18 protein-coding genes are annotated in these 19,307 nt (G+C 58.8%); 6 read left to right on the forward strand and 12 right to left on the reverse strand.

Annotated elements, in window-relative coordinates:
* Positions 1-3: 3 nt before the first annotated feature.
* The 5 genes from D8U18_RS27435 to D8U18_RS27455 all read right to left on the reverse strand — a co-directional run bounded on the left by D8U18_RS27435 (position 4) and on the right by D8U18_RS27455 (position 6,486).
* Positions 4-1,449, reverse strand: coding sequence for an aldehyde dehydrogenase family protein (locus tag D8U18_RS27435; protein WP_130908246.1), 1,446 nt, complete (start codon positions 1,447-1,449; stop codon positions 4-6).
* Between the two features lie 10 nt (positions 1,450-1,459).
* Positions 1,460-2,647, reverse strand: coding sequence for an aromatic ring-hydroxylating dioxygenase subunit alpha (locus D8U18_RS27440; RefSeq protein ID WP_177336564.1), 1,188 nt, complete (start codon positions 2,645-2,647; stop codon positions 1,460-1,462).
* Between the two features lie 246 nt (positions 2,648-2,893).
* Complete coding sequence (locus tag D8U18_RS27445; protein WP_056853773.1) at positions 2,894-3,811, reverse strand: LysR substrate-binding domain-containing protein; 918 nt, start codon at positions 3,809-3,811, stop codon at positions 2,894-2,896.
* 171 nt (positions 3,812-3,982) lie between these two features.
* Positions 3,983-5,323 (reverse strand): dicarboxylate/amino acid:cation symporter, encoded by a 1,341-nt coding sequence (locus D8U18_RS27450; RefSeq protein ID WP_056853774.1) that lies wholly within the window; start codon positions 5,321-5,323, stop codon positions 3,983-3,985.
* Between the two features lie 107 nt (positions 5,324-5,430).
* Positions 5,431-6,486, reverse strand: coding sequence for a tartrate dehydrogenase (locus D8U18_RS27455; protein WP_130908247.1), 1,056 nt, complete (start codon positions 6,484-6,486; stop codon positions 5,431-5,433).
* 127 nt (positions 6,487-6,613) lie between these two features.
* Here D8U18_RS27455 and D8U18_RS27460 point away from each other — a divergent pair, with 127 nt between their 5' ends.
* Complete coding sequence (locus tag D8U18_RS27460) at positions 6,614-7,522, forward strand: LysR family transcriptional regulator (RefSeq protein WP_056853776.1); 909 nt, start codon at positions 6,614-6,616, stop codon at positions 7,520-7,522.
* Positions 7,523-7,640: 118 nt separating this feature from the next.
* Here the strand turns inward: D8U18_RS27460 and D8U18_RS27465 are convergent, their stop codons facing one another.
* The 3 genes from D8U18_RS27465 to D8U18_RS27475 all read right to left on the reverse strand — a co-directional run bounded on the left by D8U18_RS27465 (position 7,641) and on the right by D8U18_RS27475 (position 9,908).
* The gene (locus tag D8U18_RS27465; protein ID WP_056853777.1) at positions 7,641-8,276 is read right to left on the reverse strand and encodes a hypothetical protein; all 636 of its coding nucleotides are present in this window, start codon (positions 8,274-8,276) and stop codon (positions 7,641-7,643) included.
* Between the two features lie 709 nt (positions 8,277-8,985).
* Positions 8,986-9,402: an organic hydroperoxide resistance protein gene (locus tag D8U18_RS27470; protein ID WP_130908248.1), complete on the reverse strand. Its 417-nt coding sequence runs from the start codon at positions 9,400-9,402 to the stop codon at positions 8,986-8,988.
* 176 nt (positions 9,403-9,578) lie between these two features.
* Entirely contained in the window at positions 9,579-9,908 is a 330-nt protein-coding gene (locus tag D8U18_RS27475) for a hypothetical protein (RefSeq protein WP_056853779.1), read from the reverse strand.
* A 181-nt stretch (positions 9,909-10,089) separates the two neighbouring features.
* Between D8U18_RS27475 and potE the strand changes: the two genes are divergently transcribed.
* Complete coding sequence (gene potE, locus D8U18_RS27480) at positions 10,090-11,448, forward strand: putrescine-ornithine antiporter (protein WP_056853780.1); 1,359 nt, start codon at positions 10,090-10,092, stop codon at positions 11,446-11,448.
* Between the two features lie 9 nt (positions 11,449-11,457).
* Positions 11,458-11,859 carry a hypothetical protein gene (locus tag D8U18_RS27485; protein WP_056853781.1) on the forward strand — a complete coding sequence of 134 codons (402 nt, stop codon included), beginning with the start codon at positions 11,458-11,460 and terminating at the stop codon, positions 11,857-11,859.
* A gap of 23 nt (positions 11,860-11,882) precedes the next feature.
* On the opposite strand, the gene D8U18_RS27490 is transcribed toward D8U18_RS27485, so the two are convergent.
* Together D8U18_RS27490 and D8U18_RS27495 are read right to left on the reverse strand one after the other, a co-directional pair.
* Positions 11,883-12,698 (reverse strand): hypothetical protein, encoded by an 816-nt coding sequence (locus D8U18_RS27490; protein WP_130903703.1) that lies wholly within the window; start codon positions 12,696-12,698, stop codon positions 11,883-11,885.
* 16 nt (positions 12,699-12,714) lie between these two features.
* Entirely contained in the window at positions 12,715-13,533 is an 819-nt protein-coding gene (locus tag D8U18_RS27495; protein ID WP_131109142.1) for a DUF2092 domain-containing protein, read from the reverse strand.
* A 388-nt stretch (positions 13,534-13,921) separates the two neighbouring features.
* Here D8U18_RS27495 and D8U18_RS27500 point away from each other — a divergent pair, with 388 nt between their 5' ends.
* Positions 13,922-14,596 (forward strand): DUF3313 domain-containing protein, encoded by a 675-nt coding sequence (locus D8U18_RS27500; RefSeq protein WP_131109144.1) that lies wholly within the window; start codon positions 13,922-13,924, stop codon positions 14,594-14,596.
* Positions 14,597-14,691: 95 nt separating this feature from the next.
* On the opposite strand, the gene ligD is transcribed toward D8U18_RS27500, so the two are convergent.
* Complete coding sequence (ligD, locus tag D8U18_RS27505) at positions 14,692-17,274, reverse strand: DNA ligase D (RefSeq protein WP_131109146.1); 2,583 nt, start codon at positions 17,272-17,274, stop codon at positions 14,692-14,694.
* 184 nt (positions 17,275-17,458) lie between these two features.
* Here ligD and D8U18_RS27510 point away from each other — a divergent pair, with 184 nt between their 5' ends.
* Complete coding sequence (locus D8U18_RS27510) at positions 17,459-17,902, forward strand: cupin domain-containing protein (protein ID WP_056853786.1); 444 nt, start codon at positions 17,459-17,461, stop codon at positions 17,900-17,902.
* A gap of 7 nt (positions 17,903-17,909) precedes the next feature.
* Here the strand turns inward: D8U18_RS27510 and D8U18_RS27515 are convergent, their stop codons facing one another.
* Complete coding sequence (locus tag D8U18_RS27515) at positions 17,910-18,659, reverse strand: tellurite resistance TerB family protein (protein ID WP_056853787.1); 750 nt, start codon at positions 18,657-18,659, stop codon at positions 17,910-17,912.
* A gap of 247 nt (positions 18,660-18,906) precedes the next feature.
* On the opposite strand from D8U18_RS27515, the gene D8U18_RS27520 reads away from it, so the two are divergent.
* The coding region (locus tag D8U18_RS27520; RefSeq protein ID WP_177435071.1) for a CDP-alcohol phosphatidyltransferase family protein at positions 18,907-19,307 on the forward strand (401 nt) is incomplete at its 3' end.

Genomic DNA, 19,307 nt, shown 5'->3' on the forward strand with positions numbered 1-19,307 from the left:
CGTTCACTCCCCAGCAATCCGGATCGCTACGTTCTTGGTGCGCACGTAGCTGTACAAGGCTTCCTGACCCTTCTCGCGACCGAAGCCCGACAAGCCGACGCCGCCGAACGGCGTTTCGATGCCGCCGGCGTACCATTCGTTGACGAACACCTGGCCGGATTTCAGTTGACGCGTGCAGCGCATGGCGCGGCTGATGTCCTGGGTGAACACCCCGGCCACCAGGCCGAACTCGGTGCCGTTGGCAATCGCGATGGCTTCTTCTTCGGTGTCGAAAGGCATGATCGCCAGCACTGGCCCGAACACTTCCTCCTGGGCGATGCACATGTCGGCAGTGACGTCGCGGAACACCGTCGGGCGCATGAAATGTCCGGCTCGGTCGGCAAACGCTTCGCCACCGGTAACCGCCACGGCGCCGTCTTCCATCGCTCGCCGGCACAACGCCTCGATGCCCGCCAGTTGCCCGGCGCTGACGACCGGCGTGAGGTCGGCGTTATCCTGACCTACGCCAACGCTGAGGCCTTCGGCCATGGCAACGACTGCCTCGACCACTTCTTCATAAATCTCGCGCTGCACCAGCAACCGCGACATCGCCGAACACACCTGGCCGGCATTGAAGAAAATCCCTGACTGAACGCTCGCCAGCAATTGCTCGCGATCGGCATCGGCGAAGGCAATGGCGGCCGACTTGCCACCCAACTCCATGACGCTCGGAATCGCATGCTGTGCGGCGTCGCGCAGAATCGACTGGCCGGTTGGCACGGAGCCAGTGAACACGATCTGGTCGACACTACGATGGCTGACCAGATACGAGCCGACCTCGCGACCACGGCCGCAAATCAGGTTGACCGCCCCATCGGGCAAACCGGCCTTGGCGATGGCGCGGATCAGCACGCACATGCCCAGTGGCGAAAGTTCGGGGGACTTGATCACCACCGCGTTGCCCGCCGCCAGTGCCGGCGCCAGCGAGCGGGCACAGATCGACACCGGGAAATTCCACGGCACGATCTGCGCCGAGACACCCATCGGATCGTACAGGGTGAAGTCCATGTAGCCGTTGCCCAACGGGATCGAGGTGCCCTCGATCTTGTCCGCCATGCCAGCGTAATACTCGAAGTAGCGCGCGGCTTCGATGAACTCGTCTTTGGCGTCGCTCAGGCGCTTGCCGTTTTCCTGGCACAGCACCCAGGCGCCCTCGTCCGCCACGGCGCGGATTTCCTCGGCAATGCGCAGTAGCCAGGTCACGCGTTGCGCCGGACGAGCGCGAGTCAGTACGCCGCTGTCGGCGCAGCGGCGAGCGGCCAGCAACGCACGCTCGGCATCGGCCACGGTGGCCTGGGCGATAGTCGCGACCGGCTCAGCGGTGCCGGGGTTGTTGACCGTCAGGCGCTGGACGCTGTCGCTCCATTGCCCGTCGATATAGTTGAGCCAGTGAGAGGCGATCGGATACATGGACCTCTCCTCAGGCGGACGGCGTGGTGGCAAGCAACTGACGTGCGGCCCACTGGTGGAAGAAATGCGTCGGGATGTCCATTTCCGGTGAGAACGCGCCACCCTTGTAGCCAGGGGAATGCCGGCCTTTCTGCATGCCTTCGACCGAGCTTATGTCTTCGGCGAACACCACTTTCCAGGACTCCAGAATCGCCTCGCGGCAGGCACTGAACTCGTCGCTGCTGGCGGCTTCGTCGCCAACATAGAACAGGCGCAAGTGCTCGATGGTGCGTCCCGGTGCAACCGGCTCAAGCTGCATGGCGAAGGCATGATCAGCCTGGATGCCGAGCAATACGTTAGGGAAGAACGCGACGTATTCGGCATTTTTCAGACGGTCCAGCGGCCAGCCCGGGAATGTCGGCAAGTGCGTACCGGCGACGTCCGAAAGGTTGTAGGCGTAGCTGCCCTGGCCGGCGAAGTGTTGGTCAAAAATGATGTTGTAGTGGTCTTCCAGGCGTGAGTAGGAGTTCAGGCTCGGGTGAACCCACGGCAAGTGATAAGCCTCGCAGTAGTTCTCGACCGCCAGTTTCCAGTTGCAATTGATGTCCAGGGTGGTGGCGTCGTGGCCCGGGCGACGGCGCATCAAGCTCATGCCGTCTTCACCGAGAAACTGGGTCCAGCGTTGGGTCAACGGCGCCAGCATGTCTTCCAGCGGCTGCGCATCGCCGGACAGGTTGATGAACACCATGTCCATCCAGATCGCGCTGCGGATGGCTTTCAAGCCATGTTTTTCACAGGCGAAGCGCTCGTCTTTGTGCTGGTCGATGCCGCCGACGTGCGGCGTTCCGCGCAGCCCGCCGTTAAGGTCGTAAGTCCAGGAGTGGTAAGGGCAGCGAATCACGCCCTGCACTTCACCGGCCTCTTCCACCAACTTCATGCCGCGGTGACTGCACACGTTGTGGAACACCTGCACCAGGCCTTCGCGGTTACGCATTAGCAACAATGGCAAGCCCATGAAGTCGATGGGCTTGACCGAACCGGCCTTGCCCAGGTCGCTGGCGAAACCGACGCAGGCCCAGGTCTTGCCCAGGACCTGATCGCGCTCGAGTTCGAAGTAACGTTGCTCGGTGTAGAACTCGTTGCTCAGGCCGGTCGCTTCGTGGATCGGATTGAGGACGGTTTCCAGGTGATGCACAGGAATTTGTTGGATGGTGCTCATTATTGTTCTCCCCTGCTGGGCACGGTATTGAATGATCGGCAGGCTCGTTGGCCAGGGTCCGCTGGCGGCAAGTTTGGGAAAACAGGGTGGGTCTCGACAAACGATATTTCCGGCGCAATTCATGACTTATTGTCATAAATATCGAGCGTATGTTTTTAGCTTGCGAGCATTTTCCCGGGGCAAAAAAAATCGCCCGGCATCGAAATGCCGGGCGATTCAGATTGAAATTCGACCCCGTTAACGGCGTTACAGGACGTCCTCCGCTGGCGGAAGCTGGTTCAACAACCAGCTGCGGAAACGTTTAACGCTCTGGCGCATCCCGCCACGGGCCAAGGGCTCCAGCAAACAGAATTGCGCATCGGTTCTCAATACCGTATCGAGCGGTCGGATGAGTGCGCCACTGTGCAGGTGATCATCGACAAGGTTGGACCAGGCCAGCGCTATGCCCTGCCCGCTGATCGCCGACTGGATCAGCATCGAGTAACTGTTGATATTGATCCGGCGTTTCGGTTCGACCTTTTTCAGGCCCTGGCTGTGGAACCATTCCGGCCAGCCGATCCAGTCCCGTTGCGGGTCGTCGAGAAACAGCCAGGTGCAGGCTGCCAGGTCTTCAGGGGTATTCAAGGCGGGATGCTTGGCAAGATAGGCCGGGCTGCAAACCGGGTAAACCTCTTCGGAAAACAACGGCGTGACCTGCATGTCCCTGGGCGGTGTCTTGCAGTAATACAGCGCCAGGTCGCAATCGAGCCGGGAGAAATCCTTGACCTGATCATGGGCGATGATCCGCAGGTCGATCTCTTCGTTCTCCCGCTGAAACTCGGTCACTTTAGGCAAAAGCCACAACGAGGCCATTGCGGTACTGGTGGCGACCGTCACCTGTTCGGCGCCCTGCCAATGGCGAATCTCACCGGTGGCCTGCGCCACCTGCATCAACGCCGCACGCACCGTTTCATAGTACTGACTGGCTGCCGGGCTCAGTTGAATCGTACGAGTGGTCCGCTCGAACAGAACCTTGCCCAGATAGTCTTCCAGCAAACGAACCTGTCGACTGATTGCACCTTGCGTCACGTTCAACTCATGGGCAGCCAAGGTGAAACTCAAATGACGCGCCGCCGCTTCAAACGCGACCAGACTGTTGAGTGGCGGTAATGGGTGGATTTTCATACAAGGCAGGTCACGTCGTTATTTTGGTTATCGCCGCAGTTTAGCCCTTGGCGCTGGACGTGGACAGCGCAGGTTCCAGACCATACCCCTAATCCTGTAGGGGCATGGCTTGCCCGCGATGGCGTCACGACATTCAGCATCGCTGGTGCCTGACACCCCGCTTGACCCGGCCTACACCCGAGACGCTTCCTTCAATTTCGGCAACATCGGTTCAGTCGTCATTGCAGATGGCGCAAACACAGCCTCAGGCTTTTCCACCTCAACCTCACCATTCAAGGCCTTGTGCATTTTCACCGTGTCCAGCGCTCCGACCCATTTGGCAATCGCCATGGTGCCAACGCCATTACCTATGGTGTTGGTGATCGCCCGCGCTTCCGACATGAAACGGTCGACACCCAGCAGCAACACCATCCCCGCCACCGGAATGGTCCCGAGGGACGACAACGTGGCCGCCAGAATGATGAAGCCGGAACCGGTGACCCCCGCCGAGCCCTTGGAAGTGAACATCAGCACCGCCAGGACGATCAATTGGTCGGTCAGGGTCAGTGGCGTGTTGGTCGCCTGGGCGATGAAGATCGCGGCGATGGTGTAATAGATCGCCTGCCCGTCCGGGTTGAAGGTCAGACCGGAGGGGATGATCATCCCGGCCACGGGTTTTGATACACCAGCCTTTTCCATCTTGGAAATCATCTGCGGCAGTACCGATTCCGAAGAGCTGGTACCCAGCACGGTGAACAGTTCTTCCTTGATGAACTTGAGGAACTTCCACAGGCTGAACCCGCTGTAGCGGCAGATCGGGCCGAGAACAAAGATCACGAACACGGCACAGGTCAGGTACACGCAGGCCATCAGTTTGCCCAAGGAGAACAGCGAGCCGAAACCGTACTTGCCGATGGTAAACGCGATTGCACCAAATGCGCCGATCGGTGCCAGGCGCATGACCATGTTGACGATGCGAAACATGCCCTGCATCAGGCTGTCCAGCGTATCGACAAAGACTTTGCCGCGCGGCCCGACATGCGCCAGGGCGATGCCGAGCAGGATCGAAAAGAGCAAAATCTGCAGTACGTTGCCCTTGGCGAAGGCGTCGACAATGGTGTCGGGGATGATGTTCATGACGAAGTCCATGAACGAAGCGTGTTTCACCGCCGAGGTGTAGGTGGCCAGGCTGGAGGTGTCGAGCGTCGCGACATCGATGTTCATGCCCGCGCCGGGCTTGAACACATCGACCACCACCAGGCCGACCACCAGTGCCAGCGTCGACACCACCTCGAAATACAGCAACGCGCGAAAGCCGACGCGCCCCAGTTCCTTCATGTTTTCCATGCGGGCGATGCCCGTGACCACGGTCAGGAAGATCACCGGTGCAAGGAGCATTTTGATCAGTTTGATGAACGCATCGCCCAGGGGTTTGAGCGCGGTTCCGGTTTCGGGAACGAACACCCCGACGATGGCGCCGAGGATCACCGCAATGAGCACTTGTACGTAGAGTTTGCCAAGTATTCTTTTCATGACAGGGCCCTGATTTTTTATTGTTGTCAGGAAATGCCCAGGGGTCGGATCCACCGATCCGCCCCTTGGCGTTGTGCCGCAGTACTACTTTGAATCGCCGGGAAAGATCAGCGGTTGATCAGCGCGAGTACCGCATCGGTGATCTGGCGGGTGGTGGCGTTGCCGCCGAGGTCCGGGGTGTGCAGACCGCTTTCGGTCACCGCTTCGATGGCTGACATCAAGTGTTTGGCCGCGGCGACCTCACCCAGGTGTTCCAGCATCATGGCGGCGGTCCAGAACGTCGCGATCGGGTTGGCGACGCCTTTACCGGTGATGTCGAAGGCTGAGCCGTGGATCGGTTCGAACATCGAAGGAAACTTGCGTGACGGGTTGAGATTGGCGGTCGGTGCGATACCCAGGCTGCCGGACAGCGCGGCAGCCAGGTCGGAGAGGATGTCGGCGTGCAGGTTGGTGGCGACGATCACGTCCAGGGTCGATGGCTTGAGCACCATGCGCGTGGTCACGGCGTCGACCAGTTCCTTGTCGATCTTCACATCCGGAAAATCCTTGGCCACTTCATAGAAGATTTCGTCCCACAGCACCATGCCGTGGCGCTGGGCGTTGGACTTGGTGACCATGGTCAGGTGCTTGCGTGGGCGGCTTTGCGCCAGTTCGAAAGCGAAGCGGTGAATGCGCTCGACCCCGGCCCGGGTGAACACCGACACTTCGGTGGCGACTTCTTCCGGCAAGCCGCGATGCACACGACCGCCGTTGCCGGAGTACTCGCCTTCGGAGTTCTCGCGCACCACGACCCAGTCAATCTGGTCACCGTTATGCAGCGGACTTTTCACCCCCGGCAAGACACGGGCCGGGCGTACGTTGGCGTACTGGTCGAACCCTTGGCAGATCGGCAGGCGCAAGCCCCACAGGGAAATGTGATCCGGCACGTTGAGCGCACCGACCGCGCCGAAGAAGATCGCGTCGAAGGTTTTCAGCTCTTCCAGGCCACCTTCGGGAATGTAGTAGCCGTTCTTCAGGTAGTTGTCGGAGTTCCAGTCGAAATGTTTGAAATCCAGTTCGAAGCCGGTTTTTTTCGACAGGGCCTGCAGTACCTCGACGCCTGCGGCGATCACTTCCACACCAATGCCGTCACCGGGTACTGCAGCAATTTTGTATGCGCTCATTGTTGACTCCACTCTCATCGATTTCTTGTTGTTCCCGCTGTTCAGGCGGGGTGTGAGCGGAGTATATGTAGTGAACAAATAGCTGTGAGTTCCTCAAAATCACTACATAAATAACTTTGAGTTACGAATGAACCAGACCCTGGATTTATCGTTTTTTTACCTGTTGGCCAACAAAGGCAGCCTTGCCGCCACCGCCCGGGAGCTGGGTATCACCCCACCGGCAGTGAGCAAACGCCTGACGGCGCTGGAAGCCCGGTTGGGTATTCGCCTGGTCAACCGCACCACGCGCTCGATGAGCCTGACGTCCGAGGGCGAGCTGTATTTCTCCCAGGCCGCGCGCATCCTCACCCAGATCAACGAGCTCGAACAGTTGGTGAGCAGCAGCCGGGCCACGCCCAAGGGGCTGATTCGGGTCAATGCTTCGCTGGGCTTCGGCCGACGGCATATCGGCCCTGCCCTCGCCGCGTTCTACGCCCGCTATCCCGAAGTGGAAATCCAACTGGAGATCAGCGACCACCCGCTGGACCTGACCACCCACGGCTTCGATCTGGGGATTCGCTTCGGCACCTTGCCGGATGCCGCTTTCCACGCGCGCAAGATCGCCTCCAACCGGCGCTTGCTATGTGCCTCGCCGCTGTACCTGGACAAGTACGGCACCCCGCAAAAACTCGCGGAGCTGCAGCACCACAACTGCATTTTCATCCGCCAGAACGAATCACCCTATGGCGTCTGGAGCTTCACCAACGGCGGTCACACGGAAAACATCAAAGTGCATGGCGCCCTTGGCTGCAACGATGGAGAGGTAGCGCTGAATTGGGCGCTGGATGGGCATGGCATCCTGCTTCGGGCGGAGTGGGACATCGCCCGTTATGTGCGCAGTGGCCGCTTGCGCCTGGTGCTGGAAGACCAGACGCCGACCCGGGCCGATGTGTATGCGGTGTACCCGCAGCAGCTGCATTTGTCAGCGCGGGTACGCAGCCTGATCGACTTTCTGATCGAGCGGTTCAAGCACATTGATAATGTCGAGGAAGGTTGAGGTTCACCTCTGCCCGGTGAACTGGACGCTTTCAGGTCCTGGCGATGGTGCTCCCGAATCCGTCGCCAGGACCTTTTTACCTAAGCGTCAGCTTGCCATACGCTTGCGCTTTACAGGGTCAGTGCGCCCACTGCGGTGCAATGAGGGTATTGGGGCGTTTGGCTCGCTCAGTCAGCGCCAGCATCGTCAAGAAGCCCAGCACGATCAGCACCGGGTAGGCCATCAAGAGTTCGGAGAGAGAGTATTTCCAGGCCAGCGGTCGTCCGACACCCAGCATGGCGGCATACATCCAGGACACTGCCGACAGCGAACCACAAAAAAGAGCCATCATTCGGGCGCTGAACCCGAGCTCGAGCAAGGAGCCGGCCTTCTGCAGTGCGGGCAATACCAGGCGGTGTAGCAGAATGCCGTTGTAGGTCAGCAGCAAAACAATAATCACTTTGGCGTGAAGCTTCGGATTCATGAAATATTCCGTGCCTTTGCCCAGGTAATCGATGCCGATGATGGCAGCGCCTGTCACCCACAGACCGATCAATGCCAGAACCACAGACTTCTGCAGACTTTCCATGTGCGCATGATCGTGTTCAGTGAATGCCTTGCGTTTCCACATATCCCTGACCATTGCAATGTCACTGGTCAACACCAAACCGATCGCCACGCAACAAGCGACCAAATGAACGTACACAACGCCCAGCCGCAAAAACTCCATGAATTCTTTATGTTCGATCAGGCTCATGATTGTATTTATTGCCACGGTATTTTCTCCACCTTATTCGACAGCACACTTCAGGGGACTTATTAAATAACCCTGAGCGACCTTACTCATACAAGAAAACCAAACCATAGGTTTATTATTTGAAACCCTATTGGTTAGATTAGGAAATTGATGTCAGCTTAGTTGTTACCTCTTGAATTCAGGATAAAAAAATCCCCATTTGCAATCACTGCATTTGAGGTCGCGTTTCCACTTCTTTTTTTTACGATTTCGCTAGCATGTCATGATGCCATGCTGGAGAGTCTGAGGCCCGTAGCCGCGAAATGTTCATTTTTCAGGCATGCCACCGACAAGCGGTCGCCAGTTGGAAATACCACTGGCTCCACGTTAAGCGACCAACTTACTCGTCAAGCCCCATTCTAGCTGAGGCGCTTGAATTACATGACCTTTGACATTATTGATTGGATCCACTAGTTGTCATGACAGCAAAAAAACACGACTGATAGCGAGCCATTGTCATTTACGCCCCCAGCAACTAAAACAGTCATACTATTTATCGAGCCAGATCCACACTCAACTCACGTCGAACAGAGGCAGCGAACTGCGCATTTCCTTCTCGATACTGAGTCAGAGGGATCATAAAGATTGGTGAGCTTCTTTCAAACTTAAACTTACCTTATTGACATCGATGAGGTCCTGGCAATACGGCTATTAAAACAACCTTCGCCAGGACCTTTTTTATTTCAACTCAAACGAGCTTGACCTCGACATTAATATTGTTGCGCGTGGCTTTTGAGTACGGGCAGTACTTGTGGCCGGTTTCCACGAGTTTTTGTGCAGTTTCGCGATCCAGTCCCGGCAGGCTGACATTAAGTCGAGCTTGCAACAGGTAACCGCCTTCATTGGTGCCCAGATCGACTTCGGTGTCGACCGCTACATCCTTGGGCAGTGCGACCTTCAGCTCCTTGGCCGCCACCCCCATCGCGCCGATGAAACACGCCGACCAACCGGCGGCGAACAGTTGCTCGGGATTGGTGCCGCCGCCGTTCGTGCCCGGGGACGACAGCTTGACGTCCAGAATGCCGTCGGAGCTGCGGGAAGCGCCATCCCGGCCGCCAGTGGTGTGGGTTTTGGCGGTGTACAGTACTTTGTCGAGCTGGGTCATGATGATCTCCTGATTGAAAGGTTGTTTGCACAATTTCAGGTGAATCAGAAAAACGCACGTCAGACCCGACGCCTCTCAGTCATGATTAATGCTGAACCTGCGACGGACCCGGCCTTTCAATATAGTCGGCGTGCGTCAACCCGTAGGCCAATCCGACCAAGGCCTGCTTCGGTACTTCATTTCCTGGCCAACTTGTACTTCACACAATCATCATAAAAACTCTGCCGCACCGCCGCCGGCTTGATCCGCGTCGGGCTGTCGTAAGTCTGCTCGGTAATGCCCATCGCCATCATGCGCATCCACGATTTGTCGAACTTGTAGTGCTGGATTTTTTGCCGCGCGGCGTAGAGAGAAACCCCGGACAACTTGAGTTCCTGCGCTCTGGCCGCCGTGCCCGCCCCCCAGCTGCACATATAACGATCATTGGGTTTCAGTTCCCTTGCCTGGGCAGACACAGCCAGCCCCGCAACGCTGACAGCGATCAGCGCGCCCCAAACATTGCGCATATGCGTTCCACCTAACCAACTGAAAATAAAGTGATTCTGGCGACAGACGAGCAATCTGGGGGCCAGCATAATGCCTCTTCTGCAATATCCCTTGAAGACGCATCGGCTGCCGGGCATTTCTTGCGGCATTTCAATACTTTGCTATAGCTAACACTGCTTTGACCAACTAACGAGGCAGCGCATGTCAGTCGCAAAGAAAATGAGTGTGGGGCAACTGACCATGTTGACTGCGGTGAACATGTTGGGCTCGGGGATTGTGTTGCTCCCCTCGAAACTCGCGGAAGTCGGCGCCATTTCGATTCTTTCCTGGCTGGTGACGGCCACCGGCTCACTCGCGCTGGCCTACGCCTTTGCGCGATGCGGCATGCTCAGTCGAAAAACCGGTGGCATGGGCGGATATGCCGAATACGCCTTCGGCAAGGCCGGCAACTACCTGACGAACTACACCTACGGCCTTTCACTGTTGATTGCCAATGTCGCGATCAGTGTCACAGCGGTGGGCTACATACAAGAACTGTTCGACCTGCGCCTTGACTCGCTGCAAGTGGGCCTGGCGACCATTGCGTTGCTATGGATGACCACATTCGCCAATTTCGGTGGCGCGCGGATTACCGGGCGGATCGGTGCGGTCACGGTATGGGGGGTAATTGCGCCGGTGCTGCTGGTCTCGACCATTGGCTGGTTCTGGTTCGACAGCAGTATTTATGTGGCTGGCTGGAACCCCCACGACAAGAGCTGGTTCGAAGCGGCCGGGGCATCCGTGGCGATAACATTGTGGGCGTTTCTGGGCCTGGAATCGGCGTGCGCCAACTCCGACGCGGTGGAGAACCCCGAGAGGAACGTACCGATTGCCGTGCTCGGCGGAACCCTCGGTGCTGCGGTGATTTACATCCTGTCCACCAATGTCATCGCCGGCATCATCGACAATCCTGAGCTGGCCGCCTCCACCGCACCGTTCGGCCTGGTGTTCGCCAAAATGTTCACCCCTGCGGTCGGCAATATCGTCATGGGCCTGCTGGTGCTGGCGTGCATCGGTTCACTGCTGGGTTGGCAATTCACCATCGCTCAGGTCTACAAGAGCTCGGCGGACACCGGTTACTTCCTGCCGATATTCGCGCGGACCAACAAGGCAGGCACGCCGATTGCCGGCATGCTGATCCTGCTGGCGGTACAAACGGCGCTGGGCCTGTTCACCATTGATCCCAACCTGAGTAATCAATTCGACACCCTGGTCAACCTCGCGGTGGTCACCAATCTGGTGCCGTACATCCTCTCCATGGCCGCCTTGATGGCGATACAAAAGGCCCGCGGCGTGCCGGCGCGCAAGGCGCTGACCACCAACATCGTTGCCTGGGTGGCGTCGGCCTACAGCTATCTGGCGCTATTCAGTTCCGGCGAACAGGCGCTGATGCTCGGCGGCGTGGTCACCCTCCTCGGCTTCACACTGTTCGGTTTTGTCAGCAACCGCCTGATCCGCTCTGAATCACTCGATAAAACCCTTGAAAGCCCTATGGGCAAACCCGAACGCAGCGCTCTATGATTGAACCCCATGACCACCTCTGCGCCGATCCGCCAACCCTGTCCGCCCGGTGCCTGCGATTGCGGGCGTGACCCATTGCTCGAAACCCCGGGCGCGGACGTGCGCATCCTGTTTCTGACGCGCACCGAAGAAAAACGCCTGATCGAACGTCTGGAAAACCTTTCGAGCCTTCAGGACCTGGAGCACCTGCAACGGCGGATGTTCGAACAACTGGGCATCCGCGTCGACATCGTCCCCAGTCTCAACGAAGTGCGCACCATGCGCGGCATCGGCATTTACGTCGCTGAACTGCCGGGGTTGTGCCGCAAGACCCGCGCATCGATTCCGGCGGCGATTCGCCGCGCCATGGAAAAGCGCCCGGAGATCGCCTATGAAGTGCTTAACGCCAATGACTTGTTGCGCGATGCCTGAGTAACACCGGGATTTCGGTGAGTTCAGGGCATGGGGACCACGGTGTAGTAAACACCGTTGGCGCCGTACGCAGGGCGCACCCACGAATTGCCGCATTGATAAAAAGTGCCCGCAGACACTGTCCTCAATCCACAGCCCGAAGGAAGACTGGCAAACGTCGCACCCATCGGCATGGTGGGGGGAGCGGACGCCATCATGCCGGCGTTGTAGCCCTGGCTCCAGGCATTGTTATTGACGTTCTGATCAGTCGAGTCAGCGATCGCGCTACCGGCCACGACCCCGGCGGCCGCTGCCGCAGCAGGATTGACGCCGTCATTGTAACCGCAGTAGTAACAACCGCTGCTGGCATACACTGCCGTCGGGGGATGGTAGTAGCTCGTGCCATAGGTCTGCGGACGATAGACCGTCGTGCCATAGCCATCGGCACGGTACCCGCTGGCAGTGGCGCCATTCTCACCTTCGGCGTGCCACGCGCCCTCGCCGCCATAAGCCGTGCCACCTTCGGCACCCGTGCCCCGCCACGAGCCCTCGCCACCTGAGGCGCTACCGCCGTTTTCGCCACTGGCGCTCCAGCTACCGCCACCACCGGAAGCCGAACCACCGCGATAGCCCGAACCACTCCAGCTACCATCACCGCCCGAAACCGAACCACCACGATTGCTTTGACCGCTCCAGCTGCCACCACCGCCTGAAGCCGAACCAAACGCCCCTGAATGGCTCCAGGAGTCAGCGCCGCCGAACGAGCGTCCAAAACCGGCAGCATGGTACCAGGCCGACGCTTGCTCACAACTCAGCAGCGCGACCATCAACCCTGCAAACTTCAATGTGGGTCCATGCATGTTTGAAGCTCCTCCCTCAGGGTCTGGCAACCGGCTGTTTAACCCCTTCAGGGGCACGCAAGTCGGAAGGCGGTGCAAACTGGATGCGGTGCGCATTTTCAATGTGTTGTGGTTTGAAGAAATCTGCCGACAACGCTGATTCGAGCTTCCAGTCACTGAATGCCACCTGATGCCGGGATTGTGTCGGATCATCACGGAACACCGCCCGCAACATGCGCGGCAACTTGTCTTGCGTACCTATCCAGGCCTGGACAAACACCACGTCGTTGGCATAGGCGATCACATCGGTCGCGGTATCGCCGACCACCGTTGACTGACCGATATAGAACGCCAAGCGCATATCCCTGGCCAGATCCTTGTAGGGGTCGGAAACGATCACATCGGTGAAGGGAAAATATATAGCCGCCCGCTGATACGCCGCCTCGAGGGTTGCATCGATGGTGGGCGGTGCGTCAGCTTGCGCCACCAGGTTCTCCTTCGGTTCAACAGCCCAGGCTTGCTTGCCGTTGTAGTAGAACTGGGTCGCAGGGCCATCGCCGGAGGTCAGAACACGCAAGCGATCGGGGCGCTGAACATTGACCAGCGCCACGGTGTTGTACGCCAGGGGTGGCCCCAGACGACTGGGGCGCTCATAAGTGGTGGTAGCTTTGAAACTCATGCCCTGGACGCCGGCCAATCTGGCGCTCATGGCCTTGAGGATCTCCAGCGCTTTGGGTTCCAGCTGATTTTTCGGCGCATCGACCGCAACAGGCTCGGCCGCCAGCAAGGGAACGGCGAGCAATCCGGTGACCAGGCCGAAAAACAACCTCCGAACACGCTGAAACTGAAGTGACATCGCTTGCTCCCCGAACAGATGAGGTCAGGTTTAAAGCGTAGCAACTGAAATACAGGCGTAACCGAATAATTAACCGACTGATTCCGCCGGTCGCGGTTTCCGTTTGTTGATCGGTGAACGCATTAAACAGCGACACTTGTTTGGCAACTCGCGCTGGATAATTCGTGTTTAAAACCTACGCTCTTGTCTCACGCTACGGACGCTGACGCACAGGCGCTGCGGCAACGGCTATGACACTTGGGCGTGACGACGGCAGATGTGCGTGTCGGATGGTAATCGAACATTCACAGTGCATTACGCCAAGAGCCACCTATGCTCTGAACAATGACGTGGCGTTGCTGCTTTCTGCGCCCGATAAAACGATTTCACTCAAGGAGCACACTGCACTATGAACCTGTCCCGAAACCTGCTGATCGGCGTCGCATTGACCGGGCTCCTGCTCGGAGGTTGTACCTCCAAAGTCACCGAGAAGGATCAGTATTCCGGCTACCTGTCCAGCTACACCAACCTGCAGCAAGTCGAAACCCCGAGCGGTGGCACGGCGATGCGTTGGGTGAGTCCGTCGTGGAATCCCGATGCCTATAACACCGTGGCTTTCACCCGACTGGAACTGTATCCGGCGCCCAAGCCCAATGAGCGAGTCAACCAGCAGACGCTCAATGACATCCAGAACTACATGACCAACAAGGCCAAAGCCACACTGGGGCAGAAATACCGCGTGGTCTCCAGCCCGAGCGCCGCGCCGGCCGGTTCGAAAACCCTGGTCATGCGTGCGGCGATTACCGGGGTCAGTGCGTCTCCTGAAGGCATGCACTGGTATGAAGTGGTGCCTATCGCGGCAGTCGTAGGCGGCGTTTCCGCAGCTACCGGTATCCGCGATGAAAACACCGAACTGTATATCGAAGCCGAATTCATCGACGCCAAAAACAACCAGACAGTAGCCAAGGTCGTACGCAAAGTCTTCGGTACTACGCTGGAAAATGACAAACAGAAAATCACGGCCCAAGACTTCAAGTCAGCAATCGACAAACTGGGTACTGACTTCCAGGCTTTTATCAAATAACTCGATTTGTCCGGATGCAAAACACGGCTTGTCGGCGATAGCGACCTCATGGCGCTATCGTCGAACAACCGTGCTTCTACAAAAGGCCCACCGAATTATTTTTTCATCCCCACCCGTCGCCGCATTTCGGCAGTAATGGTTTGCCGGGTTTTCTTCATGTCCGCCCAAGGCCCGTCGCCCACTTCCTCCAGGCGTTCATGCACGTTGTGGATGTTCCACTGATTGCCGCCCTTGAGCTGTACGATTTCTTCGCGATAGATCGGCACCGACACCGGCAGGCCTTCGCGGGTGCGCGCAGCGTAAGCGCAAATGGTCGTCGCGCCGAGACCGTTTCGCAGGTAGTCGATGAAGATCCGCCCTACCCGATTCTTCGGCCCCGACACCGCGGAAAAGCGCTCCGGCAGCATTTTGGCCATTTGGGTGACGATCGCGTGACTGAAGTCCTTGACCTCATCCCAACCGAGTTTGCGGGTCAGCGGCACCACCAAGTGAATGCCCTTGCCGCCACTGGTCTTGAGAAAGGCCTTGAGCCCCAATTCATCGAGCACCGTCAGGGTCAATTGGGTGGCTTCGATCATGCGTTTCCATGGCAACGCCGGGTCCGGGTCAAGGTCGAGGACGAAGCGATCGGGTTTGTCGAGATTGTCCGAAGTGGCGTTCCAGGTGTGAAGTTCAACGGTGCTCATCTGCACCGCGCCGATCAAGGCCTCAGCATTGTTAATGACCATCATCGGCTGGCCCGTCAGTTTCTGGTCCAGGGTGGTGATGCCGGGGATGGCCAGGCGCTCGGCGTTTTTCTGGAAAAACAGCTCACCGGCAATCCCGTCCGGCGCGCGTACCAGCGCCACCGGGCGGTCCTTGAGCTGCGGCAGGATCCATTCGGCGACACTGGCGTAGTACTGCGCCAGTTGCACTTTGGTGGTGCCACTCGTGGCATCGATGACCCGGTCCGGATGGGTGATACGCACTTTGCCCTGAGCCAAGCCGATTTGTGACGGCGCCGCTTCAGCTTTCTTCGGCGCTGCAGATGACTTGGCGGCGGCTTTTTTTGCGGAGGTGGTTTTCACGGCTTTCGGACGCTCCTCAGTGATGTCTTGGGCAGGCTTATCGTCACGCAGACCATGGAACACTGCATGCCGTACCGAACCGTCCTTGGTCATTTCTGCGAAGGCCACTTCGGCCAAGAGTTGCGGCTTCATCCAATGCACGCCCTTGAATTCCGCCCCGCTCGGTGGATTGACCACGGCCGGTTTTTTCGTTTGCAAAGGTTTGAGTTGTGCATGGATGCTGCCCAGAGTGGCCTCGGTGAACCCGGTGCCGACCTTACCGGCATAGCGCAGCTCGCCGCTGTCGCGATCATGCAGCCCCAGCAGCAACGCACCGAAGGCACTGCGTGAACCTTTGGGATCGGTGAAACCAACGATGACAAACTCCTGGCGGTGTTTGCACTTGAGTTTGATCCAGTCGCTGCTGCGCCGGGACACGTAAGGCGAACCCAGGCGCTTGCCGATCAAGCCCTCCATGCGCATCTGACAGGCACTGTTGAGCAAGGCTTCCGGGTCTTCGCCGAAGGCATCGGAGAAACGCAGCAACGGATCTTTGCTCGTCTTCAGCACCGTCGCCAGCGCGGCCCTCCTTTCTTCGACCGGCACCTCGCGCAAATCCACACCGTTGAGGTAGGGCAAGTCGAACAGGTAATAAAGAATCTTGCCGCTGCGACCGGCGTCGAAGGCGTTTTGCAACGCTTGAAAATCCGGAATGCCCTGCTCATCCGCCACGACCATTTCGCCATCGAGCCATGCGGACTCCAAGCCCAGGCCGGCTAAAGCCTTGGCCTGCTCAGGCAACTTGTGCGTCCAGTCGTGGCCGTTACGGGTGAAGAGTTTGACGTCGTCATGGTCGATGCGCGCCATGATTCGATAGCCATCGAACTTGACCTCATAACTCCACTGCCCGCCCGGGGCCTTTTCCACCAGCGTCGCCAGTTCCGGTTTGATCTGGTCGGGCAGTTTGGCTTTGTGCGCGCCGGTGAGTGGCGCGGATTTTTCCTTGCGTGCCGGGGGGCCTGGTCGCTTGACCGCCTTGGGTTTGGCTGATTTGGCTGATTTGGTAATGATGGTGCGCTCGCTGAGTACGCTATCGGGTTCGGCAGCGACGACGTCGTAGTCGCTTTCGACTCTGGCGGCGCCGTCCTGATGCTTGATCAAGAACCACTGCTCCTGCTTGCCCGGCATGTGAGTGCGCACCAGGTTCCACAGGCCTGCGAGCTTCTCGCCTTGCAGTTCGAACTTGAGCCGCCCCTTGGCGTAAGCCTTGGCGGGGTCTTCCTGGGGAATCCACACCCCGCGGTCCCAGACGATCACATCGCCCGCGCCGTAGTGGCCTTCGGGGATGCTGCCCTCGAAGGTGGCATAGTCCAGCGGATGGTCTTCGACATGCACCGCCAGGCGCTTGACCTTGGGGTCCAGTGACGGCCCTTTGGGCACCGCCCAGCTCTTCAGCGCGCCGTCGAGTTCCAGGCGGAAATCGTAGTGCAGGCGCGAGGCATCATGCTTCTGGATGCAGAATTGCAGCGCATGATCCTTGGCTTTCCTGCGGCCGGCTCGCTTGACGGCAGCCGGCTCAGACGTCGCCGAAAAATCGCGCATGCGGTTGTAGTCGTCGAGATTCTTGTTCATGGCTCACCTGCGGGTCGCTGCAGGGCGCTGGATCAGCACGTCCCTCCCTCAGCAGAGCGAGTCATCACGAAAAAAATTCCATCGTCGTCAAAATTACCCGGACCAACGGCCCTGCGGCGCGGCTGTCGGCAGACGTTCAAAGGCCTACAATCGGCAGGTGCAGCCTCATCCCCGGAGAGCAATCATGCGCACGGTTCACGTCCTCCAAGCCCCACCGGCATCGGTCAACGTCGTGGGCGAGACGATCACGGTCCTCGCGGGCGGCGATATGAGCAAACCCTTCGAAATGCATATCCAGGAAGGCGTGCAGGGAGGCGGCCCGCCACCGCACTTTCACCCTTGGGACGAGGCGTTCTACGTGGTTGACGGGCAGGTCGAGGTCACCGTCGAAGGCAAATCCACCACCGTCTCGGCCGGGGGCTACGTGCATATCCCGGCAGGATCCGTTCATGCCTACAAGAACATCAGCAGCACCGCGAAGATGATCGGCGTTGTGTCCGATCCGCGCGGCGGGCAGTTTTTCACGGCGATGGACCAGTTCAAGGTGCCCGAGGATCTGCCGCGGATATTCGAAGTGGCCGAGCGTTTCGGGGTGACGTTTCTGGTCCCCAAGCCGCAGGGTTCTTGAGCGGCCCCTAGACGGTTCCACCCTTGGCCTGCTGTTCCAGATGCACCTGCAAATCCGGTTCGATCTGCAATGCCGCAGCCAGCTCATCCAGGTAAGTGCGCTCGGCATCCTGCTGATCATCCACCAGCATCACGCTGGCCAGGTACATTTCCGCAGCCATGGCTTGATCTGTTGCCGACTGCGCCACGTCGTCGGGATCCAGCGGCTTGGCAACTTCCTCATCGAGCCATTGCTGTAATTGCGGGTCGTCAGTGTGGCGGGCGATTTCGGCGTTGATCAGCTGTTTTTCAGCGTCGTCGAACCGGCCATCAGCCTTGGCTGCCGCAATCAAGGCACGCAGGATCGCATGGCTGTGCTCTTCGACTTCCGGCCCGGCCAGCATATCCACGGTGCGCATCGCCTGTTGCGGCGCCTGTTGTTGCTGCGAAGCCTGACTGCGTTGCCAGGCTTGATACGCCTGGAACGCCATCATCCCCAGAGAGGCGAGCGCGGCGTAGTGCGTGCCACCGCCGGAGCGCGATTGCGCTGCACCGCCCATCGGTGAACCACCTCCGAGCAAACCGCCAAGCAAGCCGCCGAGCCCGCCCATGCCACCGGCGCCGGCACCGCTGGTGCCGCTACCGCCCCCCAATAAGCCACCGAGCAGCCCGCCCAAGTCACCGAGGCCACCTTGAGCCGACGTCCCACCGCCGCCCTGTCGCGCCATCGAGCCTTGGCCCGCGCGCAGTAATTGTTCGAGCAGATCGCTGGTGTTCATGACGATGTCCTCATCGAAGGGGGGGATCAGTCAGGCAACGATAGTCCTCGCCGGTAAATGCGCCACCACCGTTTGGCTGACACAGCGCCGATTTTTGCGCGGTATTTTTTTCCGGCGCAGCTAAGATTCATAGGCGGTGAACCTTATTCCCGGATGCCCGGTCGATACCTGCAACCCGAACCGGTTTGCCGCCGCCCGCCAGATGAGGGCGATGACTGGCATGCTTCACTTTCTGGAGAACGCCCCCGTGATTTCAACTTTACACATCGCCAGGCTCAAAGCATGGGGTGCCCATGGATTCACTGCTACCGGCGTGGTCACTGCCTTCCTCGCAACGCTTGCCCTGCTGGATAACCAGCCGATCAGTTGCCTGCTGTGGCTGGGCGTGGCCCTGATCGTCGACGGACTGGACGGTGCGCTGGCGCGCAAGGTCAACGTGCAGTCGGTGTTGCCGAGCTTCGACGGCTCGATTCTCGATCTGGTGATCGACTATCTGACCTACGTGTTCATTCCGGCACTGTTCATCTATCGCTACATTCCGCTGCCGGACTACACGCTGCTGCTGACCGTGTCGCTGATCCTGGTGTCGTCGCTGTTCTGCTTCTGCAACGTCAACATGAAAAGCAAAGACAACTACTTCCAGGGCTT

This window comes from Pseudomonas sp. Sample_10 (genome assembly GCF_004321495.1).
Taxonomy (GTDB): Bacteria; Pseudomonadota; Gammaproteobacteria; order Pseudomonadales; family Pseudomonadaceae; genus Aquipseudomonas.